The organism is Pantoea sp. X-Soil-OKNW-713 (assembly GCF_059730685.1).
Map to the genome: position 1 here is coordinate 3,936,919 of NZ_AP035995.1, position 20,514 is coordinate 3,957,432.

16 protein-coding genes and 3 tRNA genes are annotated in these 20,514 nt (G+C 54.8%); 4 read left to right on the top strand and 15 right to left on the bottom strand.

Annotation, left to right across the window (positions count from 1 at the left end; all coding sequences use genetic code 11):
* Positions 1-27: 27 nt before the first annotated feature.
* The 11 genes from AC6I8R_RS18295 to nnr all read right to left on the bottom strand — a co-directional run bounded on the left by AC6I8R_RS18295 (position 28) and on the right by nnr (position 12,328).
* Positions 28-1,326 carry an adenylosuccinate synthase gene (locus AC6I8R_RS18295; protein WP_208724262.1) on the bottom strand — a complete coding sequence of 433 codons (1,299 nt, stop codon included), beginning with the start codon at positions 1,324-1,326 and terminating at the stop codon, positions 28-30.
* Between the two features lie 169 nt (positions 1,327-1,495).
* Entirely contained in the window at positions 1,496-1,693 is a 198-nt protein-coding gene (locus AC6I8R_RS18300) for a DUF2065 domain-containing protein (protein ID WP_013510694.1), read from the bottom strand.
* Positions 1,694-1,751: 58 nt separating this feature from the next.
* On the bottom strand, positions 1,752-2,756 hold the full coding sequence (hflC, locus tag AC6I8R_RS18305; RefSeq protein WP_021183573.1) for a protease modulator HflC: 1,005 nt from the start codon (positions 2,754-2,756) through the stop codon (positions 1,752-1,754).
* Positions 2,757-2,759: 3 nt separating this feature from the next.
* Positions 2,760-4,001 (bottom strand): FtsH protease activity modulator HflK, encoded by a 1,242-nt coding sequence (gene hflK / locus AC6I8R_RS18310; protein ID WP_021183574.1) that lies wholly within the window; start codon positions 3,999-4,001, stop codon positions 2,760-2,762.
* Between the two features lie 80 nt (positions 4,002-4,081).
* Entirely contained in the window at positions 4,082-5,362 is a 1,281-nt protein-coding gene (gene hflX / locus AC6I8R_RS18315; RefSeq protein WP_021183575.1) for a ribosome rescue GTPase HflX, read from the bottom strand.
* An 80-nt stretch (positions 5,363-5,442) separates the two neighbouring features.
* Positions 5,443-5,754 carry an RNA chaperone Hfq gene (hfq, locus tag AC6I8R_RS18320; protein WP_021183576.1) on the bottom strand — a complete coding sequence of 104 codons (312 nt, stop codon included), beginning with the start codon at positions 5,752-5,754 and terminating at the stop codon, positions 5,443-5,445.
* Between the two features lie 102 nt (positions 5,755-5,856).
* Positions 5,857-6,807 carry a tRNA (adenosine(37)-N6)-dimethylallyltransferase MiaA gene (miaA, locus tag AC6I8R_RS18325; protein WP_208724263.1) on the bottom strand — a complete coding sequence of 317 codons (951 nt, stop codon included), beginning with the start codon at positions 6,805-6,807 and terminating at the stop codon, positions 5,857-5,859.
* Positions 6,800-8,641 (bottom strand): DNA mismatch repair endonuclease MutL, encoded by a 1,842-nt coding sequence (mutL, locus tag AC6I8R_RS18330; protein WP_497832679.1) that lies wholly within the window; start codon positions 8,639-8,641, stop codon positions 6,800-6,802. Before mutL ends, miaA begins: the two co-directional genes overlap by 8 nt.
* 43 nt (positions 8,642-8,684) lie before the next feature.
* On the bottom strand, positions 8,685-10,334 hold the full coding sequence (gene amiB, locus AC6I8R_RS18335; RefSeq protein WP_021183577.1) for an N-acetylmuramoyl-L-alanine amidase AmiB: 1,650 nt from the start codon (positions 10,332-10,334) through the stop codon (positions 8,685-8,687).
* The gene (tsaE, locus tag AC6I8R_RS18340; RefSeq protein WP_021183578.1) at positions 10,331-10,807 is read right to left on the bottom strand and encodes a tRNA (adenosine(37)-N6)-threonylcarbamoyltransferase complex ATPase subunit type 1 TsaE; all 477 of its coding nucleotides are present in this window, start codon (positions 10,805-10,807) and stop codon (positions 10,331-10,333) included. The genes amiB and tsaE overlap by 4 nt, the downstream gene beginning before the upstream one ends.
* Before the next feature lie 3 nt (positions 10,808-10,810).
* Positions 10,811-12,328, bottom strand: a complete 1,518-nt coding sequence (gene nnr, locus AC6I8R_RS18345) for a bifunctional ADP-dependent NAD(P)H-hydrate dehydratase/NAD(P)H-hydrate epimerase (protein ID WP_415173825.1) — start codon at positions 12,326-12,328, stop codon at positions 10,811-10,813.
* Between nnr and queG the strand changes: the two genes are divergently transcribed.
* A complete protein-coding gene (gene queG, locus AC6I8R_RS18350; RefSeq protein WP_208724268.1) occupies positions 12,327-13,466 on the top strand; it encodes a tRNA epoxyqueuosine(34) reductase QueG in 1,140 nt (379 codons plus the stop codon). The genes nnr and queG overlap by 2 nt on opposite strands.
* Before the next feature lie 425 nt (positions 13,467-13,891).
* Here queG and AC6I8R_RS18355 read toward each other — a convergent pair.
* From AC6I8R_RS18355 to orn, 4 genes are all read right to left on the bottom strand, one after another.
* Positions 13,892-13,967, bottom strand: a tRNA-Gly gene (locus tag AC6I8R_RS18355).
* A gap of 25 nt (positions 13,968-13,992) precedes the next feature.
* Positions 13,993-14,068: transfer RNA gene (locus AC6I8R_RS18360), tRNA-Gly, on the bottom strand.
* Positions 14,069-14,094: 26 nt separating this feature from the next.
* Positions 14,095-14,170, bottom strand: a tRNA-Gly gene (locus AC6I8R_RS18365).
* A 162-nt stretch (positions 14,171-14,332) separates the two neighbouring features.
* A complete protein-coding gene (gene orn, locus AC6I8R_RS18370; RefSeq protein ID WP_021183582.1) occupies positions 14,333-14,881 on the bottom strand; it encodes an oligoribonuclease in 549 nt (182 codons plus the stop codon).
* A 102-nt stretch (positions 14,882-14,983) separates the two neighbouring features.
* On the opposite strand from orn, the gene rsgA reads away from it, so the two are divergent.
* From rsgA to mscM, 3 genes are all read left to right on the top strand, one after another.
* The gene (gene rsgA, locus AC6I8R_RS18375; protein ID WP_021183583.1) at positions 14,984-16,033 is read left to right on the top strand and encodes a small ribosomal subunit biogenesis GTPase RsgA; all 1,050 of its coding nucleotides are present in this window, start codon (positions 14,984-14,986) and stop codon (positions 16,031-16,033) included.
* 214 nt (positions 16,034-16,247) lie between these two features.
* The gene (asd, locus tag AC6I8R_RS18380) at positions 16,248-17,144 is read left to right on the top strand and encodes an archaetidylserine decarboxylase (RefSeq protein ID WP_021183584.1); all 897 of its coding nucleotides are present in this window, start codon (positions 16,248-16,250) and stop codon (positions 17,142-17,144) included.
* Between the two features lie 14 nt (positions 17,145-17,158).
* Positions 17,159-20,500, top strand: coding sequence for a miniconductance mechanosensitive channel MscM (gene mscM, locus AC6I8R_RS18385; RefSeq protein ID WP_497832680.1), 3,342 nt, complete (start codon positions 17,159-17,161; stop codon positions 20,498-20,500).
* Positions 20,501-20,514: the final 14 nt, after the last annotated feature.

Genomic DNA, 20,514 nt, shown 5'->3' on the forward strand with positions numbered 1-20,514 from the left:
GGCCGGACAGAGTCCGGCCTGAGGGAATTATGCGTCGAATGGATGGCGCAAAATCATCGTTTCTTCACGGTCAGGGCCAGTAGAAATAATATCTATCGGCACACCGGTTACCTCTTCCACACGTTTAATGTAATCACGCGCGGCTTGCGGCAGACCTTCCAGCGTTTTCACGCCAAAGGTGTTTTCACTCCAGCCCGGCATTGATTCGTAAATCGGCTCAATACCTTCCCAGCCTTCAGCAGCCAGCGGCGTAGTGGTGACTTCGCGACCATCTGGCATGCGATAAGCCACACAAATTTTCACTTCTTTCAGGCCATCCAGCACGTCCAGTTTGGTCATGCAGAAACCTGACAATGAGTTGATCTGTACAGCACGACGTACAGCAACCGCATCGAGCCAGCCGGTACGACGACGGCGACCGGTAGTGGCACCGTACTCGTGACCTTTCTGGCACAGGAATTCACCCGTTTCCTCAAACAGCTCAGTCGGGAACGGACCTGCACCCACACGCGTTGAGTAAGCTTTCACGATACCCAGCACATAATCCACATAACGCGGACCAATACCTGAGCCGGTTGCCACGCCACCTGCGGTGGTGTTCGATGAAGTCACGTAGGGATAAGTACCGTGGTCGATATCCAGCAGCGTGCCCTGGGCACCTTCGAACATGATCAGATCGCCACGCTGACGCGCAGTATCCAGCAGTTCAGACACGTCAACCACCATGCTGGTCAGGATGTCGGCAACCGCCATCACATCATTCAGCACTTTGTCGTAATCAACGGCTTCTTCTTTGTAGTAGTGCACCAACTGGAAGTTGTAGTAATCAACCACTTCTTTCAGCTTGGCGGCGAAGGTTTCTTTGTTGAAAAGGTCGCCAACGCGCAGACCACGGCGTGCAACTTTATCTTCATACGCCGGGCCGATACCACGACCGGTAGTACCGATAGCTTTGGCACCGCGCGCAGTTTCACGCGCTTTATCCATTGCAACATGGTATTGCAGAATTAACGGGCAAGCTTCAGACAGCAGCAGACGTTCACGTACCGGTACACCGCGCTCCTCAAGGCCTTTCATCTCTTTCATCAGCGCTTCAGGCGACAGAACAACGCCGTTACCAATGATGCTGGTTACGTTATCACGCAGAATACCAGATGGAATTAAGTGGAGGACGGTTTTTTCACCGTTGATGACAAGCGTGTGGCCCGCATTGTGACCACCTTGATAGCGCACGACGTATTTCGCGCGCTCTGTGAGAAGGTCTACGATCTTACCTTTACCTTCGTCACCCCATTGGGTGCCCAGTACGACGACGTTCTTACCCATTTTTTCAAAATCACCGATTGCTTAAAAATGGATTCTACCACCTGATTTTCTCACTTTCAGCTCTTTTAGCATACGATTGCGTGGTTTTTTGCCTGAGTTTTGATCGATACAACATCTTGGGGGAAAATTGACTACGAGACACAATGCCGCTCAGTCAGAACGCGCATTTTTAGCTCGCATGGACGCTAACCATGTAATAAATCACCACACCAGCAACCACCAGTCCACCACCAAACCGATGTAACAAACGATCCGGCATCTGTGCCATTGCCAGAATCATACGCCGCCAGATACGCGGTAAAAACATCGGTCCCAGCCCTTCCAGAACCAGCACCAAAGCCAGTGCCATCCAGATGGTTGTGTTCATCATTCTTTCCCCAAAAAAAAGGCCGACATCATTGTCGGCCTTAAATTTATATCAGTTATTAACGCGTGGCGTTAGAGGGGGCCTTCATATAACGGAAGAAATCGCTATCCGGGCTTAAAACCAGAATATCCTGATTATCCGCAAAGCTGTTCTCGTAAGCACGCAGGCTGCGGATAAAGGCGTAGAAATCCGGATCCTGACTGAATGCATCAGCAAACAGTTTCGCCGCTTCAGCATCCCCTTCACCGCGGGTGATCAACGCCTGACGCTGCGCTTCAGCCAGCGTACGGGTTACCTGATAATCCGCCTGAGCACGCAATTTTTCCGCCTCTTCCTGGCCTTGTGAACGCTGACTACGCGCAACCGCTTCACGCTCAGCGCGCATACGGTTGTAAATAGCGTCAGACACTTCTGTCGGCAGGTTGATCTGCTTAATGCGTACGTCGACCACCTCAATACCCAGCGCCGCCATACTGTTCGGGTTCGGTGCCGGTTCATTGCTGTTGGTTTCACGCTCCACGCGTGCTGCCGCGTTGGCAATCGCGTCGTCGGCCGCTGGCGTCTGAACTTCGTCATCGTTGCCCGCGCTACCGGTGTTCAGCGCATCGCGAACATCAGTGGTCAAACGACCACGGGAGTCAGTCACGATGTCTTTCACGTCCAGACGTCCCATTTCAGAACGCAGACGGTCGCTGAATTTACGTTTCAGCAGCACTTCAGCCTGCGAAACGTCACCACCACCCGTTGCCAGGTAGTAACGGCTGAAATCGCTGATACGCCATTTGATGTAGGAATCAACAATCAGATCTTTTTTCTCTTTGGTGACAAAACGATCTGCCTGGTTGTCCATCGTCTGAATACGTGCGTCCAGCGATTTCACGGTTTCAATAAACGGGATCTTGAAATGCAGACCCGGCGCGTACACCAGCGGTTTGTTTTCGCTGTCACGCAGAACCTTGCCGAAACGCAACACGATACCGCGCTGACCTTCCTGTACCACGAACAGTGACGCGTAAAGCACCACCAGCACTACGATAATTACGGCGATAATTGGCTTACGCATCGATTATTCCCTCCCCATACGCTGGGTATCGTTACGCAGCGCATTAGCGCGACGCTGATCCATGATGCTGCTCGGACTGTACGATGAAGTGTCGCTATTGCTGGCGCTGCTATCTGAAACCGGCGGCAGCTTCATCAAATCGGTATTTTTCTGGCCAGGCTGGCCTGGGGCTGCCTGAGCGCCACGCATCAGCTGATCCAGCGGCAGGACCATCAGGTTGTTGCCACGATCGTTAACCAGCACTTTGCGGGTATGGCTGAGCACGCGTTCCATACTTTCGATGTAGAGACGCTCTCTGGTGATTTGCGGAGCGGCTTTATATTCCGGCAACATGCGAGCAAAACGCGCCACTTCACCCTGCGCTTCCAGCACGGTACGCTCTTTGTAAGCGCGCGCCTCTTCAAGGATACGCTGTGCCTGACCATTCGCGCGCGGCTGTACTTCGTTAGCATAAGCTTCTGCTTCACGTACGTACTGCTCGCGGTTTTCACGCGCGGCAATCGCATCATCAAATGAGGCTTTCACCTCTTCCGGTGGACGTGCTGCCTGGAAGTTCACATCGAGCAGCGTGATACCCATGTTGTATGGACGGATGGTTTCGTCTATTTCACGCTGGGTATCGCTACGCACCACGGTACGGCCTTCCGTCAGGATACGATCCATAGTGGAACGACCAATCACGCCACGCAGCGCGCTGTCAGTTGCCTGGCGCAGGCTATCGTCAGCACTGGTCACGGCAAACAGATAACGCTCCGGATCGGTCACGCGATACTGCACGTTCATTTCCACGCGCACCACGTTTTCATCCGACGTCAGCATCACGCCAGAAGCGGCGAGTTCACGCACCGCCTCCACGTTGACGGCTTGGACATGGTCGATAAAAGTAGGTTTCCAGTTGAGACCAGGCTCAACCAGATGGCTGAATTTGCCGAAACGGGTGACGACGCCGCGCTCCGCTTCTTTAATGGTGTAGAACCCGCTGGCCGCCCAGATGATCACTGCCGCAGCGGCAACGATGCCAACCAATTTGCCACCGCTACCACCGCTGCGCTGGCCGTTGTTGTCACTCTGTTTGCCACCGCCCAGTCCACCGAGTTTTTTACTCAGTTTACGGAAGATATCATCCAGATCAGGTGGTCCCTGATCGCGACCTCCTTTGTTTCCCCCAGAGTTGCCGCCTTGATTATTGCTGCTTCCCCACGGGTCGCGGTCCTGTCCGTTATTACCGGGCTGATTCCACGCCATGTCTCTACTCCATTTATTGTATTTACGTTTTACCTTACAGCCGATGTACAGGCTGTTCCGGTAAATGAGTTGGGCAACGGTCAAACAATATAACTGGCTAGCGACGGCTCTTGTTTACATAAACGACGCCAGTCCACAATCGGCATTCGTACGTGTAAACCTACACTGCCATCATCTTCATTCCACTCTTTCTCAATCGCCTGTAACTGGTAAAAACGACTGCGCAGACGTCCGGCTTCCGGTGGTAAACGCAGATCATACTGCGCAATTTCACCCGCCAGACGTTCTGATAGTGCCTGCCATAATAATGGCAGACCGACACCGGTCTGCGCGGAAAGCCAGACGCGAATCGGTTTGTTCTCTTCATCACGGTCGATACGCGGTTCGAAACCATCCAGCATATCGATTTTGTTCATGATCAGCAGGGAAGGGATTTCATCGGCCTCAATCTCTGCCAACACTTCATTAACTGCCTCGATGTTGTCATTGACGCGTAAATCAGCCGCATCAATCACATGCATCAGTAAGGTGGCCTGACGCGTTTCCTGCAATGTTGCCTTAAACGCCGCCACCAAATCGTGAGGCAGGTGACGAATAAAACCTACCGTATCTGCCAGCACCACTTCCCCCACATCCGCCACATTAAGACGGCGTAAGGTCGGATCCAGCGTCGCAAACAGCTGATCCGCAGCATAAACATCCGCTGACGTGATGGCGTTGAACAGGGTGGATTTACCGGCGTTGGTGTATCCCACCAACGAAACGGTTGGCACATCGGCTTTAGCGCGCGCCTGTCGTCCCTGTTCACGCTGTTTTTCCACGCGCTCAAGACGGGAAAGGATCAGACTGATACGGTTGCGCAGCAAACGACGGTCCGTTTCCAGCTGGGTTTCACCCGGACCACGCAAACCGATACCGCCTTTCTGGCGCTCAAGGTGCGTCCAGCCACGAACCAGACGCGTTGCCAGATGGCGTAGCTGTGCCAGCTCGACCTGCAATTTACCCTCATGGGTACGGGCGCGCTGAGCAAAAATATCGAGAATTAAGCCGGTGCGATCGACAACGCGACATTCGCACAGCCGCTCAAGATTTCGTTCCTGAGCAGGGGATAAGGCATGATCGAATAAAACGACCGATGCTCCACTCGCTTTCACCGCATCGGCAATTTCAACTGCCTTTCCTTCACCGACAAAATATTTGGGATGTGGCGCTTTACGGCTGCCAGTAATAACCTGCAGCGCTTCGACGCCCGCAGAAGAGACAAGAGTTTCAAACTCCTGCAAATCTTCCAGCTCTTTGTCTTGGGAGAACCAGATGTGTACCAGTACGGCCTGCTCACCGGCATCATAACGGTCAAACAAGCTATAACCTCGCTAAAATAAATAACCAGGACGGGAAAACGTTCGCGCTCTCCAGCCCTGGCTTCACGGCAACACAAAAATTATTCTGCGTTATCGCCGTCTTGTTGTGGCTGCGACTGAGCGGCCTGGTTGCTTCCGCCGTGGTGGTAGTTACTGCTTCCGCCGCCCGCATTGTTGCTATGGTGCGATACCGGACGAGAAGGAACCACCGTAGAGATGGCGTGCTTATACACCATCTGGCTAACTGTGTTTTTCAACAAAATAACGAACTGATCGAAGGATTCAATCTGCCCTTGCAGCTTAATACCATTCACCAAATAGATCGAAACCGGTACACGTTCACGACGCAGTGCGTTCAAAAACGGGTCTTGTAATGATTGCCCCTTAGCCATTCTATCTTTTCCTTATATGCTTGTTGTTTGTTACTTTTTGAACCGTGGTTCAGAAAAACTGCGTAAAAAATTTGCGCACGATAACGGATCAATTGTACACAATCATCCCTGCTTCGCACTAACAACCTGAAGCACCGCATTACGCGCTAAATCTGGCTCGTCACTGTCTAACCAGTGCACGTCAGGCCAGCCACGTAACCAGGTCATCTGGCGTTTCGCGAGCTGCCGGGTTGCGCAAATTCCCCGATAAACCATTTCGTTGTAATCGATTTCGCCAGTGAGGTAAGACCACATTTGACGATAACCAACACAGCGAATGGAAGGCATATCCGTATGCAAATCACCTCGTGCAAACAGAGCGCGAGCCTCCGCTTCAAACCCTGACGCCAGCATCTGGTTGTAACGCAACGCAATGCGTTGATGTAGCAATTCGCGATTCGCCGGAGCGATTGCGAACTGATACACGTCGTAGGGTAACGCTTCACCGGATGTTTTTGTCAGTTCCGTTAAAGTTTTACCCGAAATAAAAAAAACTTCCAGTGCTCGCGAAAGTCTCTGCGGATCATTCGGATGAATACGACCACCGGCGACCGGATCGATTTCACACAGCTGACGGTGCAAGGCATCCCAACCTTTCTCCGCCGCCATTTGCTCTATCCGCTGACGCACGTCCGGATCGGCCGAGGGCAGCGGCGACAATCCTTCAAGCAACGCCTTGAAGTAGAGCATGGTTCCACCAACAAGCAACGGAATCTTACCCCTTTGGGTGATTTCCGCCATTTCTGCCAACGCATCACGACGAAACTCGGCAGCGGAATACGCCTCCGCCGGGTCGCGAATGTCCAGCAAGCGATGGGGGGCCTGCGCTAACTCCTCTTCGGACGGCTTCGCCGTGCCAATATCCATCCCGCGATAGATTAAGGCAGAGTCAACGCTAATAAGTTCCACCGGAAGATGCTGACGCAACGAAATTGCCAGCGCCGTCTTACCGGAGGCAGTCGGGCCCATCAAAAAAATTGCCTTAGGCCGGCTAGCCTGGTTCAGTTCACTCATGCTTCAACGCGTTAATCGCGCTCTCAATCTCAACGGCCTGTAACAGGCCAGAAGGCGGCGACTTTAACAGTTGCGGGCATAGCCGTTCCAGCTCCGCCAGCAACGTAATCGCCTGCGAGTGATTCCAGTGCGGGGCTTCTGCATTGTCACGACGGGCCAGCCACTGGGCCAGTGCGAACGCAGAAACCTCTTGCTGCCGGGCGAGATAGCCTAACAGTTCTGGAATCAAGATTTGTAAATTTTGTGTGCGTAACGGTAAAGGCACCGCGCGGAGCGTCACATGCTGCCCTTCCCGTTGTAAATCAATGCCCATCGCCGTTAACAATGCCGCTTGTCGGCCAATTACCGCCATCTCCTCTGCCGCGACTTTCAGCCTGACAGGGATCAGTAACGGCTGTGGTTTCAGCCCTTCTTCTCCAGGTTGCAACTGGGCCTGTTTTAGCCAACGCGCGGCCACCGGTAAAGAGAGTAATTGCAGCGTATCGCCACGCTCCAGCAAGGCATAACATTGACGAACTACGCTCAGTACCCGCCCAAAGCTTTGCACATGAGCCGCAAGCGGTGTTTCGCTTGCGGGTTTAGGCACGGGGGCCGGGACGGATGGCGCTTTTGCCGGCGTCGGCACGCTGACCGGCGTTTGTATCAGTTTCTGATAGGCCGCCCCTTCACGCGTGCTATAGCCTGGCTCTTGCGACTGCCAGCCACCGCCCGCCGCGCCTGAGCGACGTGGCGTTGCCGCTGGCTGGGAAAAATGATTTCCGCCCGCCGCCTGCCGGTTCTCCGGCTGCCACTGTGGCGCAGGTTCTTCTGCGTGTGCAATCGGCAATTCAGCAGCACGGCTGGCCTGTAAGGCGCTCATCACCCCTTGCCAGATAAAATCATGGACCAGACGTGACTGGTGAAAACGGACTTCGTGCTTGGCCGGATGAACGTTAACATCCACCTGGTGCGGATCAATTTCCAGATAAAGCACGTAAGCCGGTTGCTGCTCATCACCTAACTGGGTTTGATAGGCCTGGCGAATGGCGTGATTGATCAGCTTATCGCGCATCATACGGCCATTGACGTAGCAATATTGCAGGTCCGTCACCTGACGTGAACCGGCCGGATCAGCCACCCAGCCGCGCAGGGCCAAATCATCATGCTGCCAGTCAATCCTCAGCGCATGCTGCATAAAGGTGGTGCCGCAAATCGCCCCAAGTCGGCGCTCACGCTGTGCATCCTGAGTCACACCACGGTACTGGCGCATCAACTTACCGTTATGGCTGAGCGAGATCGCCACATCGAAACGCGCCAGCGCAATGCGACGAATCACTTCATCAATGTGGGTAAACTCGGTTTTCTCCGTACGCATGAATTTGCGGCGGGCCGGGGTGTTGTAAAACAGGTCGAGGACTTCCAGCGTGGTGCCAACCGGATGTGCCGCCGGTTTAACCGTGACCGCCATATCCCGCCCTTCGGCGTAGGCCTGCCAGGCTTCGGTTTGCTCTTCGGTACGTGAAGTGAGCGTCAGGCGGGACACCGAACTGATACTGGCGAGCGCTTCGCCACGGAAGCCCAGGCTGACAATGGCTTCGAGATCGTCCAGCGAGGCAATTTTGCTGGTTGCATGTCGCGCCAGTGCCATCGCCAGTTCATCTTTAGCTATCCCACAACCGTTATCACGAATGCGGATTAACTTTGCGCCGCCCTTTTCGATGTCCACATCGATACGCGTGGCCCCGGCATCGAGGCTGTTTTCCACCAGCTCTTTCACCACCGATGCCGGACGCTCCACCACTTCGCCTGCGGCGATCTGGTTTGCCAGCTGTGGCGGTAAAATCTGTATAGGCATGGTGGTGATCCTTGTAGCTGGCTGGCCCACCAGGGGCCAGCAATCAGGATTGCGGGATTTTCAGAGTTTGCCCCAACATCACGTTAGAGGACTTCATATTATTGGCCTGCATGATGGCATTGGGGCTAACGCCATAATGGGCGGCAATTGCGGTTAACGAGTCACCGCGCACTACCTTATGGCGAACCGGACCACGCGAGGCACTTGCGGTGACGGTCGATTTCGCCGGCACCTTCAGGCGTTGCCCAACCCAAACCACATCACGTTTCAGGCTGTTCATCTCGCGCAGCGTTGCCATACTGACACCGTATTTTGCGGCGATACCTGACAAGGTTTCACCACGCGTCACGGTATGGCGTTGTGTCGCACCCGTATATTGCACCGTGCCTGTCGCCGGATTACTGGCGACGCTTACCACTGGCGCGTTATCCAGCGGGCGGTTTTCTTCCCTGGGGACCGATTGCAACGGGTGCGCCAGGAAGTAATTACGTAACCCTTTATAAATCGACTGGGCAATCTTCTCCTGATAAGCGCTACTGCCCAGCAGCCGCTCCTCAGTCAAATTACTGATAAAGCCGGTTTCGACCAATAAAGAAGGGATATCCGGTGAACGTAATACGCCGAGGCTGGCATGCTCAGGCAGACGTTTATGCAACGGCGTGATGCCACGCAACTGCTGCAACACCTTCACCGCCACATCATAGCCAACGCGCTGCGAATGGCCGAATTGCAGATCCAATACCGCCTGGCTCAGATAGGGATCGGCCTGGGTATTCGCCAGCAGATCGCCTGCGCCGCCCAGCAGTTCTGATTGTTTCTCTTTCTGTTCCAGCCAGTTTGCCATTTCGCTGTTCGCGCGACGGTTGGATAGCACCCACACCGAGGCGCCGGTTGCTGAGTGGCTGGGTGCCGCATCGGCGTGAATGGATACCAGCAGGTTGGCGTTTTCTTTGCGCGCAACGTCAGAGCGGCCCATCACCGAGATAAAGTAGTCACCGGTACGCGTCAGGACCGGTTTAAACATCGGGTCCTGATCCATCAATGCTTTCAATTTACGTGCGATGGCGATGGTGACATTTTTCTCATGCAAACCACGCTGCCCGGTCGCACCGGGGTCCTGGCCGCCGTGACCGGCATCAATCGCGACAATCACCGGTTCGTTACGACTCACCGCGCCACCGGGACGGATGGTGGTATTACTGCTGCTGACCGTGGTTACCGGGTTAGCGTTAAACGGATTTCCCTGACTGCTGCTCGTGGTTTCGCGCACCGAGCTGACCGGTGCCGCATTGCGTTTCGCCGTTTGCGTACCGCGAATGGTGAACACCACGCGATACTGATTGCCATCACGCTGAGTCGTTGCGCGGGTACGCGCAGCCTGGGTTAATTCAAATACCAGACGAATGCTCTGCTTATCTTGTGGCTTACTGTTACGGATACGCTTAACGATATTTTCGCCGCTGAACGTCAGCGGCAATCCCTGAATATTGCCGCTCTGGCGGATATCCAGTACCACGCGATCGGGGTTGTGCAACGGAAAGAAACCATACACAGGCTGGCCATTAAAGCTCAGGGTGACCGTCGCCTGACTGTCACCGTTATCGACTTTGATATCGGCTAATGTGGCGGCCAGCGCCGAGGTGGAGAACAGACAGAGCAGCGCCAGCAACGCCATTTTCATCCGTGACATCATGCCTGATCCCTGCACTGCTGGAACTGTTGCAACAGGGTTTCGCCCTGCGCTGAAACTGCCTGGAGTTCTGCTTCACGCGCATTGTCAACGTAACGCAATGTCAGCGCCAGGTCCGGTTCAGGTAAGACACCCGCACCCTGCTGTGGCCATTCAACCAGGCAAATGGCATCGCCGCTGAAATAGTCGCGAATTCCCATAAACTCCAGTTCTTCCGGATCGGCCAAACGATACAGGTCGAAGTGGTATAACGTACGGCTATCCAGCGTATAGGGTTCGACCAACGTATAAGTCGGGCTTTTAACATTGCCCTGATGGCCCAGCGCCTGCAAAAAACCACGACTGAATGTCGTTTTACCCGCGCCCAAATCGCCATATAAATAAATCACCAGCGCGCTGTTGCATACGCGAGCCAGCTGCGCGCCAAGTTCAAGAGTTGCCGCTTCATCGGGCAAAGAAATAACACAGGTCTTCATTCTTTATTGTTGGATCATCTCTGGATTAACAAACTGCCACAGCAGCTCGAACAAATCAGTGGCCAGCATACCGCGTGTACCGCGCTGGCGGGCAACGGCGTCCGCTGCTGCACCATGCGCCACGCAGCCTGCACAGGCCGCATTAAACAGGGCCAGTTTTTGGCCCATCAGCGCGGCAATAATGCCGCTTAATATATCGCCCATACCGCCAGAGGCCATACCGGCATTGCCAACATCGGCAATGACCAGGTCTCCCTGGTCATCAGCGATCACCGTACCCGCCCCTTTCAACACCACGACGCCGCCGTAGCGTTTGACCAATGTCTGGGCGGCATGGATGCGGTCGCTCTCAATTTCGCTGGTCTTGACGCCCAGCAGACGCGCCGCTTCGCCGGGATGCGGCGTAATGATGCGATTCTGACGGTAATCCGCATTGATTGCCAGCAGGTTGAGCGCATCCGCATCCCAGAGCATCGGCTTTTCGCAGGCTACAACCGTTTTCAGCGCCTGTTTACCCCAATCGCCCTGGCCCAAGCCTGGGCCAATGGCAATCACATCCGCCCATTCCAACGCCTGCTGTAGCCGTTCTTCGACCAGCGCATCCACCATCAGTTCCGGTCGGGCGGTCAGTATTGGCGCGATATTATCTTCATGCGTCAGTACGCGCACAAGCCCTGCCCCGGCACGCAATGCTGCTTCTGCCGTCATGCGAATCGCGCCCGCCGTTCCCCGATCCCCGCCAACCACCAGTAAACGACCATGATCGCCCTTATGCGAGGTGGCTTTGCGCGGCTTCAGCCAACGAGAGAGGTCCTGAGCATCAACACGCTGCATCGGTGCCGGGTTACCCGCAAGAAAGGCCGACAGCCCCAGCTCATCGACATGCAATTGCCCGATATAATCACGCGCTTTGCCGGTGAGTTGTCCGGGTTTCAACACAATCATGCTTAAGGTATGCGCGGCCAGCATAGTTGCCCCCGGCGCCGTACCGTTGGCTGCCGCCAGCCCTGAAGGCATGTCGATTGCCAGCACCGGTGCCGCATGAGCATTGGCGAGCGTAATCAGATGGTCATAAGGTGCAGCAGGCGCACGGTTCAGCCCGGTGCCGAGCAGAGCATCAATGATCACCTCAACCTGTTCCGGCCAGCAGGCATCGGCTGCATGAATCACTCCGCCTGCCGCCAGCCATGCTTCGCGCGCTTGCTGCGCTTCTTCCGGTAGCGGTTTGCTGCCTTCACACGCCAGCAGCGTGACCGTGATGCCTGCCGCTTGCGCCAGCCGCGCCACCACATATCCATCGCCGCCGTTGTTGCCGTGCCCGCAGAGAACCAACCAGTGGCTGGCTTGAGGCCATAAGCGACTTGCCAGTTCATAGCTGGCCTGCCCGGCGCGCTGCATCAGTTCATACAGAGTCAGTCCCAGGCTGTCGGCGGCATCGCGTTCCAGTTTTCCTATCGCCTGCGCAGGCCAGACAGAGTGTGATAAACTGCGCGTGTTAGCGTTCAATTCCTGGTTTCTCATGTCATACCCTCTCGATCTTCAACAGCTTGCTCAACAGATTAAACTCTGGGGGCGCGAACTCGGCTTCCAGCAAGTCGGTATTTGCGATACCGATCTCAGCCTTGAAGAACCCAGGTTGCAGGCGTGGCTGGATAAACAATACCACGGCGAGATGGAGTGGATGGCGCGTCATGGCATGATGCGTGCGCGTCCCCATGAGTTACTACCCGGCACATTGCGGGTGATCAGCGTTCGTATGAATTACCTGCCAGCCAAAGCAGCCTTCGCCAGCACGCTGAAAAATCCGCAACTGGGTTATGTCAGCCGCTATGCGCTGGGCCGCGATTATCACAAAGTATTACGCAATCGACTGAAAAAGCTCGGGGAAAAGATTCAGGAGCAGTGTGGAGAACTGAATTTCCGCCCATTTGTTGATTCCGCCCCGCTGCTGGAACGTCCACTGGCTGCCAAAGCAGGCCTGGGCTGGACCGGCAAACATTCACTGATTCTCAACCGTGAAGCGGGTTCGTGGTTTTTCCTCGGCGAGTTGCTGATCGACTTGCCGTTGCCAGTAGATACCCCGCAGGAAGAACAGTGTGGCCGTTGTGTCGCCTGTATGACCATCTGCCCGACATCAGCGATTGTCGAGCCGTACACCGTGGATGCGCGACGTTGTATCTCTTACCTGACCATTGAACTGGAAGGTGCCATCCCGGAAGAGTTTCGCCCGCTGATCGGTAACCGTATCTATGGTTGCGACGATTGCCAGTTGATTTGTCCGTGGAACCGCTATGGGCAACTCACCGACGAAGACGATTTTTCACCGCGTGCCGTGCTGCATGCACCACCGCTCACCACGCTGTTTATGTGGGATGAAGCAAAATTTTTGCGCGTGACTGAAGGGTCGGCCATTCGCCGTATTGGACATCTGCGTTGGTTGCGTAACGTAGCGGTGGCATTGGGCAATGCGCCCTGGTCAGAAGAAAATATCGCCGTGTTGCAACAGCGTTCAGGAGAGCACCCCTTGCTGGATGAGCATATCGATTGGGCGCTGGCTCAACAGCGCGAGAAGCGTGCCGCTCTTAAAGTTGAGGTCCAGCCTGCACAGAAATTGCGTCTGGTACGAGCGATTGAAAAAGGTCTGGCGCGTGATGCGTGATTGAACAAATTTGCAGGATAAAATCCTTTTCCACATGCTGTGAATAAAATTATCAGGCCGATTAGCGGGATGCCCCGTTATATCGTCCAGTAAGTTTAACAACAGTCTGAAACATGAAAAAATAGATTAAAATCAATAAATTATAAATTTATCGTAAACATTTATACATACATTAGGATATAAGCAATCGTCCAGAGCCTGTGGATAACTCTGTTCAAAACGGTTTTGCATATAGGGTAAAACGCCGTCTGAATGCACCGGGCAGATTGTGGATAACCTGCTGGCCGATCAAGGCAGCGACTGTCGTCAGTTCATCAATTTTTGACTTTGCAGCATTGCGCAAACTTTCCAGAAAACGGTTTGGCTGCCACAGTTTTAGTTTTGCTCGTGACCGAAGACAAATAACTTAAATGAATATTCAAAACTGGAGCGGGAAACGAGACTCGAACTCGCGACCCCGACCTTGGCAAGGTCGTGCTCTACCAACTGAGCTATTCCCGCGTAGGAGGTACTGCTATACAAATTTTGGAGCGGGAAACGAGACTCGAACTCGCGACCCCGACCTTGGCAAGGTCGTGCTCTACCAACTGAGCTATTCCCGCATAGGAGGTACTGCTGAACCAAATTTTGGAGCGGGAAACGAGACTCGAACTCGCGACCCCGACCTTGGCAAGGTCGTGCTCTACCAACTGAGCTATTCCCGCATCATCTTGGTTCTGGCCGCACCGAAATTCTTCATCGGTACGGGGTGCGCATTATACGAGAAATCCTTTCCATCGCAAGAGCCTGAAAGCAAAATTTTGCGCTTTCTGCGCGTTTGCCGATTAATTCAGCAACCTGCTGTTTTCCTGCGCACCCGAAGGCGATTAAAGCTGCAAAAAATGCTCGCGGTAATACGCCAGTTCCGCCACGGACTCGCGGATATCATCCAATGCCTGATGGCTGCCGCTTTTTTTGAAGCCTGGCAGGATGTCTGGCTTCCAGCGACGCGCCAACTCTTTCAGGGTACTGACATCGAGATAACGGTAGTGGAAATAAGCCTCCAGCTCCGGCATATATTTGAACAGGAAGCGACGATCCTGACCGATGCTGTTGCCACAAATCGGCGAGGTATTAGCAGGCACCCACTGTTGCAAAAATTCGATAGTCGCCAGTTCTGCGGCACGATCGTCAAACTGGCTGGCCTTCACGCGATCCACCAGACCGCTGTTGGTATGGGTACGCACATTCCAGTCATCCATCAGCGCCAACTGCGCATCGGACTGATGTACCGCCATCACCGGCCCTTCCGCCAGAATATTCAGATTGGCATCCGTTACCAGCGTAGCGATCTCAATGATGCGATCGCGTTCTGGATCCAGCCCGGTCATTTCGAGGTCGATCCAAATCAGATTATTTTCATTTCCAGCTGTCATGCATTTTCCGCCCGTTGCCAAAGTCGTCATTACACTAAATTAAGGTGTATCATAGACGTTTTGCCCAGCGGGGCGAAGCCTGGCGAAAGCGTGAGAGGATGCGTGAGCAAAAATAAACTGTCGAAGGGTCAACAACGTCGCGTAAGCGCGAACCATGAGCGTCGTCTGAAGCAACGGAGCGAAAAGCCGGAACCGGATGATAGCCTGTTTGGGGAGCCAACCGATGGCGTAGTGATCAGCCGCTTCGGCATGCACGCAGACGTTGAAGACAGCGCAGGCGAGGTGCATCGCTGCAATATTCGTCGCACCATTCGATCGCTGGTTACCGGCGATCGCGTGGTCTGGCGTGCGGCCAATGAGAACGGCGGCAAAGGGATCGTCGAAGCGGTATACGATCGTACCAGCGTATTGACGCGCCCCGACTTCTACGACGGCGTCAAACCGATCGCCGCCAATATCGATCAGATCATTATCGTGTCGGCGATCCTGCCTGAGTTGTCACTTAACATCATCGATCGTTATCTGGTCGCCAGTGAAACCCTGGGGATCGAGCCGCTGCTGGTATTGAACAAAACCGATCTGCTGGACGATGAAGCGCGTGCTTTTGTTGATGAACAGATGGCGATTTACCGCCACATTGGTTATCGCGTCCTGATGGTGTCCAGCCGCGCCAAAAACGGCCTCGATGAGCTGGAAGCCGCGTTAACCGGACGTATCAGCATCTTTGCCGGGCAGTCCGGTGTCGGTAAATCCAGCCTGCTGAATGCGCTGCTGGGCCTCGATGTCGCGGGTGATGAGATCCTGACTAACGACGTGTCAGATGTTTCAGGTCTTGGCCAGCACACCACCACCGCCGCACGCTTGTACCATTTCCCGCACGGCGGCGATGTGATTGATTCGCCGGGTGTACGCGAATTTGGTTTATGGCACCTGGAGCCGGAACAAATCACCCGTGGATTTGTCGAATTCCGTGAGTTTCTTGGCAGTTGCAAGTTTCGCGACTGCAAGCACGGCAATGATCCCGGCTGTGCTATTCGTGAAGCGGTAGAGAACGGCATCATCGATGCTTCTCGCTTCGATAACTACCACCGAATTCTGGAAAGCATGGCGCAAGTAAAAACGCGTAAAAACTTTTCCGCCAGCGAGGATTAACGGTTATACCCAAAATCATTCGAACGGCAGGAAGGCGGCAAACGAGTGAATCCCCAGGAGCTTACTCAGGTAAGTGGGGTCAGCGAGCCCAGCCAACGCACCTGCCGTTTGAAGGATGAAGGGTATACAACGGCACATTCGCCAACTGACCGGGGCGCTGCTACAATCCGCCCCCTTTTGTATAAACGATGTGTAATAAAGCCAGGAGGCTAAGGTGTTTGATCGTTTTAAGCTCGGCCTGAATCATATTCTGCCTAAGAAAGGACTGACCGAACTTGCCGGTTGGGGTGCCAGTCGTCGTGGTGGCTGGCTGACCAAAGCGGTCATCGATATTTTTGTCTGGTACTACAAAGTGGATATGGCGGAAGCCAGCAAGCCAGACACCGCCAGCTATCGCACCTTTAATGATTTCTTCGTGCGCCCGTTAAAAGAGGGGGCTCGCCCGATCGATCCCGATGCCACGCTGCTGGCTCTGCCTGCCGATGGTGCCATCAGTCAGTTAGGTCGCATCGAAGGGGATCAGATTTTCCAGGCCAAAGGCCATTACTACTCGTTGCAGGCACTGCTGGCGGGTAATGATGCACTGGCGGAACAGTTCCAGGACGGTGAGTTTGTCACCACTTACCTCGCCCCGCGTGATTATCACCGGGTACATATGCCGTGTAACGGTATCCTGCGCGAAATGATTTACGTGCCAGGCGACCTTTACTCCGTCAACCCTCTGACCGCGCGTAACATTCCAAACCTGTTTGCACGTAACGAGCGCGTGATTTGTGTGTTCGATACCGATCATGGTCCGATGGTACAGATTCTGGTTGGTGCAACCATCGTGGGAAGTATCGAAACCGTTTGGGCCGGTACCATCACGCCGCCACGCGAAGGGGTAATCAAACGCTGGCACTACCCGGCAGCCGATCATGATGGCGCAGTGGTGCTGCTGAAAGGCCAGGAAATGGGACGCTTCAAGCTGGGTTCCACCGTCATCAACCTGTTTGCCCCGAAGCGCGTCAAACTGGCAGAGAGCCTGGAAGCGGAGAGCAAAACCCGTCTTGGTCAGCCGCTGGCTATCGCGCTGCCGCAGCAGGGTGAAACCACCCCGCTCGCCGACTAACAGGACAACTCCCTGTGCGTGCCTTTCTTATCCTGCTGCTGAGTTTGTGGCTCGGCAGCCCTGTTTTTGCGGCCACCGTGCCGCAAGCCAGTGACCTGAAACAGGAGCTGGATGCCGTCAAATCCGCCAAAAGCTCCCCTGCCCAAACCGAACAAATTCAGACACTGGAAACGGCACTCAATTTCCTTGCTGAACGCGATGATTCGCTGGAGCGGGCAAAGCAATATCAGCAGGTAATTGACGACTTCCCCCGTCTGGCGCGAGAACTGCGACAGCAACTCGCCAGCATGACCACTGAGAGCAGCAAAACGGTGCGCAACAATATGAGCAGCACCGAACTGGATCAGGAGATTTTGCAGGTCAGCAGTCAGTTACTGGAAGAAGGACGTCAGGCACAGCAGGAGCAGGATCGCGCACGCGAAATCAGCGATTCGCTGTCGCAGTTGCCGCAGCAGCAGACCGAGGCGCGCCGGGCCATGACGGAGAGCGACCGCCGCGTGCAGGGCGCGTCAACCGCCACCACCCCGCAGGAACAGGCCCAGATCTATGCACGTCAGGCGGAGAACGCCGCCAACAAAGCGCGTGTGGATGAACTGGAACTGGCGCAACTCTCCGCCAATAACCGTCAGGAATTGGCGCGCATGCGTGCCGAAGTGCATCAACGTCAGGCCTCACAACTGGATAATTACCTGCAAGCGCTGCGCAATCAGTTGAACAATCAGCGCCAGCGTGAGGCTGAACAGGCACTGGAACGTACCGAGCAACTGGCGGAAAACAGCGGCGATTTGCCCAGCGCCATTAGCGAACAATTCCGGGTTAACCGTGAGCTGTCTGCTGACCTTAATCAGCAGGCACAACGCATGGATTTGGTCGCCTCGCAGCAACGCCTGGCGACCAATCAGACGTTGCAAGTTCGTCAGGCACTGAGCACCCTGCGTGAGCAATCGCAATGGCTGGGCGCATCGAACCTGTTGGGCGAGGCCTTGCGCGCGCAGGTGGCGCGTCTGCCGGATATGCCCAAATCACAGCAGATCGACAACGAAATGGGCCAGTTGCGCGTACAACGGCTCCGTTATGAGGATTTGCTGGAGCGTCAGCAGGTATTACGCAAAGAGAAGCAGGATGATGGCACGCCTTTCACCAGTGAACAGAGCCGCATTCTGGAAGCTCAGCTGAAAACTCAGCGCGAGTTGCTTAACTCCTTAATTTCCGGCTGCGATACGCTGATTCTGGAAATCACCAAACTCAAAGTTTCCAATACCCAGCTACAGGATGCACTGACGGAAGTGCGCGATGCCACCCATCGTTATCTGTTCTGGACCGCTGATGTCAGCGCGGTTGACCTGAGCTTTCCGGTGGATACCGCACAAGCCCTGGCACGGCTGTTATCACTTGATACGCTGGGCCAGTTAGGCAAAGCACTGGCGATGATGTTTACCAGCAAGGAAACGGTGCTACCGATTCTGGGAGCCGTGCTGCTGGTTGGGTTCAGCATCAGTTCACGCCGCCACTATCATGCTTTTCTGGCACGAGCCGCCAGCAAAGTGGGCAAGGTGACACAGGATCACTTTGGCCTGACAATGCGCACGGTGTTCTGGTCGATTCTGGTCGCCGTGCCGATTCCGGTGTTATGGGCGGCTCTCGGCTATGGTTTGCAGGAAGCCTGGCCCTACCCGATAGCGGTAGCAATTGGCGATGGCATCACCGCCACGCTGCCTCTGCTGTGGGCGTTTATGATCAGCGCCTCTTTTGCCCGCCCCAATGGCCTGTTTGTCGTGCATTTCCGCTGGCCTCAGGCGCGCGTGGCACGCGCAATGCGTTATTACTCGCTTACCGTTGGCCTGATTGTGCCGTTAATCATGCTGTTGATCGCTTTTGCCAACCTGGAAGATCGTGAGTTCTCCTCGACGCTCGGCAGGCTGTGCTTCATCCTGATTTGCGGTGCATTAAGCATCGTGACCGTCAGCCTGAAGCGCGCCGGCATCCCGCTGTACCTGGATAAAGAAGGCAACGGCGATAACTTTATCAACCGCATTTTGTGGAACCTGATGATCGCCATTCCACTGGTTGCGGCCCTCGCCTCCTGCATTGGCTATCTGGCGACTGCGCAGGCACTGCTGGCACGCCTGGAAACTTCCGTCGGCATCTGGTTCTTCCTGCTGGTGATTTACCATATTGTTCGCCGCTGGATGTTAATCCAACGCCGCCGTATCGCCTTTGACCGCGCCCGCCAGCGTCGTGCAGAGATGCTGGCCAACCGTGCGCGCAGTGAAGAGGATAAAGAGCAGCCTGCCACCAGCATTGAGGGCGTGGGAGTGGAAGCGGATGAACCCATCATCGATCTGGATGCTATCAGCGCCCAGTCGCTGCGCCTGGTTCGTTCGATTCTGACCCTGATTGCCCTGGTGTCGGTGATTGTGTTGTGGTCGGAGATTCACTCGGCGTTCGGTTTCCTCGAAAATATCCGCCTGTGGGATGTCAGCACCACGGTGCAGGGGGTGGAAAGCATCCAGCCAATTACCCTCGGTTCGATACTGATCGCCATTCTGGTGCTGATTATTACCACCCAGTTGGTGCGCAATATGCCTGCGCTGCTGGAGCTGGCGCTGTTGCAGCACCTGAGCCTGACGCCAGGTACCGGCTACGCCATCACCACGGTGACCAAATATATCCTGATGCTGATTGGCGGACTGATTGGCTTCTCGATGATTGGCATTGAATGGGCGAAGCTGCAATGGCTGGTCGCCGCGCTGGGTGTTGGTCTGGGCTTCGGTTTACAGGAGATTTTCGCCAACTTCATTTCTGGCCTGATTATCCTGTTCGAGAAGCCGATTCGTATCGGCGATACCGTCACCATCCGCGATCTCACCGGGAGTATCACCCGCATCAATACCCGTGCGACCACCATCACCGACTGGGATCGCAAAGAGATTATCGTGCCGAATAAGGCGTTTATTACCGAGCAGTTCGTTAACTGGTCGCTTTCCGATTCGGTGACGCGTGTGGTGCTGACTATTCCGGCACCGGCTGGGGTGAATAGCGATGAAGTGACCTTGATCCTGAAACAAGCGGCCGAACGCTGTACCTATGTACTGGATACGCCGCCCCCGGACGTGTTCCTTGTCGATCTGCAACAAGGTATCCAGTTGTTTGAACTGCGAGTCTACGCCGCCGAAATGGGCCACCGCATGCCGCTACGCCATGAACTGCATCAGCTGATTTTGCATGGTTTTGCCGAGCACGGTATCGAAATGCCCTTCCCGCCTTTCCAGGTTCGTATGGAAACCCTGGGCAAGAAAAGCCCGGCCAGCAATGGCACACCAGCGGCACGTAATTATAAGTCGGGTGGATTGTAAAAATGAGGTGCGCA

Excerpts from the sequence above, each read along its gene's own strand:
- orn (WP_021183582.1), bottom strand. The coding sequence starts at position 14,881 with ATGACAGCTGGAAATGAAAATAATCTGATTTGGATCGACCTCGAAATG.
- nnr (WP_415173825.1), bottom strand. The coding sequence starts at position 12,328 with ATGAGAAACCAGGAATTGAACGCTAACACGCGCAGTTTATCACACTCT.
- amiB (WP_021183577.1), bottom strand. The coding sequence starts at position 10,334 with ATGATGTCACGGATGAAAATGGCGTTGCTGGCGCTGCTCTGTCTGTTC.
- miaA (WP_208724263.1), bottom strand. The coding sequence starts at position 6,807 with ATGAGTGAACTGAACCAGGCTAGCCGGCCTAAGGCAATTTTTTTGATG.
- tsaE (WP_021183578.1), bottom strand. The coding sequence starts at position 10,807 with ATGAAGACCTGTGTTATTTCTTTGCCCGATGAAGCGGCAACTCTTGAA.
- mutL (WP_497832679.1), bottom strand. The coding sequence starts at position 8,641 with ATGCCTATACAGATTTTACCGCCACAGCTGGCAAACCAGATCGCCGCA.
- AC6I8R_RS18295 (WP_208724262.1), bottom strand. The coding sequence starts at position 1,326 with ATGGGTAAGAACGTCGTCGTACTGGGCACCCAATGGGGTGACGAAGGT.
- hfq (WP_021183576.1), bottom strand. The coding sequence starts at position 5,754 with ATGGCTAAGGGGCAATCATTACAAGACCCGTTTTTGAACGCACTGCGT.
- AC6I8R_RS18300 (WP_013510694.1), bottom strand. The coding sequence starts at position 1,693 with ATGAACACAACCATCTGGATGGCACTGGCTTTGGTGCTGGTTCTGGAA.
- queG (WP_208724268.1), top strand. The coding sequence starts at position 12,327 with ATGTCATACCCTCTCGATCTTCAACAGCTTGCTCAACAGATTAAACTC.
- hflK (WP_021183574.1), bottom strand. The coding sequence starts at position 4,001 with ATGGCGTGGAATCAGCCCGGTAATAACGGACAGGACCGCGACCCGTGG.
- hflC (WP_021183573.1), bottom strand. The coding sequence starts at position 2,756 with ATGCGTAAGCCAATTATCGCCGTAATTATCGTAGTGCTGGTGGTGCTT.